The following is a 1,557-nucleotide window of genomic DNA, read 5'->3' as shown; positions in this document are numbered from 1 at the left end:
TCCCAGGCCAGAATCATTTTGTAGTGCGGCGTTTTCACGGCGTTCGAGACGATGATGACGCCGACGAACACGATGCTCAGGCCGATCGTGGTGAGTACGAACGGCGCGGAACCGCGGTCCTCCCAGAGGAGCACGAGTGCCACTATCGGCAGGAGGAACATCCCAAGGGACCAGCCGAGGTTGTACAGCTTTCCCCAAGAGTGGTCCGCGAATCGGAGGAACGCTTCCATGAAGTTGCGGAACTCCCGGCCGTTCATCTCGGCGAGCATCGGCCGCATGATCGTGCACAGCATCCCCAGGAGGCCGCACGCGAGCCCGGACAAGAAGACGGCCGCTGAGAGCGCCCATTGCTCACCCGTCATGGCGAGACGCTCTTTTCCCGGCTCTGCGGCCGGTTCGTGGAAGGCGCAGATGCCCAACAGCAGTCAGCGAAGGTGGCGCCAAAGGACGTGAGAGGACTCTACGCGGGACCACCAGGGCGAGAAGGGGTATGGTCAGGCTCACCATGACGAGAAGCAACGAGAACGTCAAAACCGCCGATGCCGGCAAAACGAACAGCTTGAAACTGTCGATGGCGGTATGGACAAGCGCGGGCGCCCAGATCGTGCCGCGTCCCGTCTCATAGAGATACGCCAACGGGACCGAGGTGCTTGCGGCGACGAGCAGTGCACCTATACCCACGGTGGATCCATTTCGGTGGACGATCGGTATGTGGGCCGCGGCTACTAAGGGCATCGTCCAGAGAACGGTGCGCGTGAAGGAGCGTCCCAGCCGCAGCCGGCGGAAAGCATAACCACGCCAGAGGAGTTCTTCCGCGAGGCCGTGAAAGGCGAAAAGTCCGATCAAAATCCAGGGCCAGTCGATGACGAGCTCGAGGTCGGCCCCCGTGACGATTTCGGTGATCGGAAAGACGAGCAACACCAGTATGGACACCACCAAGGCGAGTGCAACGGCGCGCCAGGCGGGCAGTCCCAGACCGAGGTGCCGGATCGTCGCGCGCCACGGTGTCCGCGGGGTCGCCCGATCCACCACTACAGCAACGAGCACGACGACTGTCAGGATCAAGATGCCCCACCGTCCGGTGGCATCCCATTCGCCGAGCAGGGCGAGCGTGCCCCACAGCAAACCGAACCCGATCAGGAACGGGACCCAGGCGCGGCCGCGCACGACACCCGGCTGGTTCGTCGGCGACGTCGCCGAGGCAGGGTTGGTCGGAGTGATCAAGGCGGCCTTTCGTTCGATGGCAAAAGCGGTCCTCACGGAGTCGTCCCAGTGTGCGCGCGATCAGGGGCCCGGACCAGTGCGCGCGATCGGGCGACTGGAATTATCCGCCCACCAACTACTTCAAGAACCTGGCGATGATTTTGTTCATGGGGCTGAACCTAGCTGGCGGTCTCCATCCCCTGATCGAGTAGCACCCTGTCCCGCAACTCATGGTTGGCCTCAAGGGGTTGTTGCAACACCTGCTTTGTTGAGGTGTTGTTGTGGGAGGAAATCAGGCTTCGAGGGGTCGGTGGTTCGCAGCGCTATTTGGCGCGTAGTACAGCCCGCAAGGGG

At 62.6% G+C, this 1,557-nt stretch carries 2 protein-coding genes; both read right to left on the bottom strand.

Features of this window, described 5'->3' with window-relative positions:
- Window positions 1-362, bottom strand: a 362-nt coding sequence (locus CXQ88_RS21305; RefSeq protein WP_146069268.1) for a hypothetical protein, incomplete at its 3' end; no start/stop codon positions are given.
- On the bottom strand, window positions 352-1,260 hold the full coding sequence (locus CXQ88_RS21300) for a CPBP family intramembrane glutamic endopeptidase (protein WP_104046149.1): 909 nt from the start codon (window positions 1,258-1,260) through the stop codon (window positions 352-354). The genes CXQ88_RS21305 and CXQ88_RS21300, both read right to left, overlap by 11 nt.
- Between the last annotated feature and the right edge of the window lie 297 nt (window positions 1,261-1,557).

Origin of the sequence: Arthrobacter sp. ZGTC412, assembly GCF_002929215.1 — a bacterium.
GTDB lineage: Bacteria > Actinomycetota > Actinomycetes > Actinomycetales > Micrococcaceae > Arthrobacter.
This window is presented reverse-complemented; position numbering and strand designations above follow the sequence as displayed.